The following is a 521-nucleotide window of genomic DNA, read 5'->3' on the forward strand; positions in this document are numbered from 1 at the left end:
CGGGTCTATACCTTGCAACTAATCGCCCAGTTAAGACTCGGTTTCCCTACGGCTACCCTAATCGGTTAACCTCGCTACAAAATATAAGTCGCTGACCCATTATACAAAAGGTACGCAGTCACCCATCCCAAATGCCTCTAAAATGAGAGGCTTAGCCTCTCATAAATAACTAGTGACTTTTCTTACACTTGATTAATGGATTCCACCATGGTGTACATTTTGTACTCAACACAACCTTTGAATTTGAATCAACTAGTGAATTCTTTGAATCAAATTTATTTTCTTGTGCTGTAGAACTAAATGAAAGTGTAAGTAAAATAGTTAACCCTGTTATTTTTAACATTTTTTATTTTCCATCGATACAATTCCATTTGCCAATCAAAAGGAATTTGGTGATGGGCTCCTACTGCTTGTACGTACACGGTTTCAGGTTCTATTTCACTCCCCTCACAGGGGTTCTTTTCGCCTTTCCCTCACGGTACTGGTTCACTATCGGTCAGTTGGGAGTATTTAGCCTTAGA

General features: G+C 39.3%; 1 rRNA gene. It reads right to left on the reverse strand.

Annotation, left to right across the window (positions count from 1 at the left end):
* Positions 1 to 521, reverse strand: a 23S ribosomal RNA gene (locus tag H5201_RS22630); the annotation flags it as partial.

Source organism: Pseudoalteromonas sp. SG43-6 (assembly GCF_014164365.1).
GTDB lineage: Bacteria > Pseudomonadota > Gammaproteobacteria > Enterobacterales > Alteromonadaceae > Pseudoalteromonas > Pseudoalteromonas rhizosphaerae.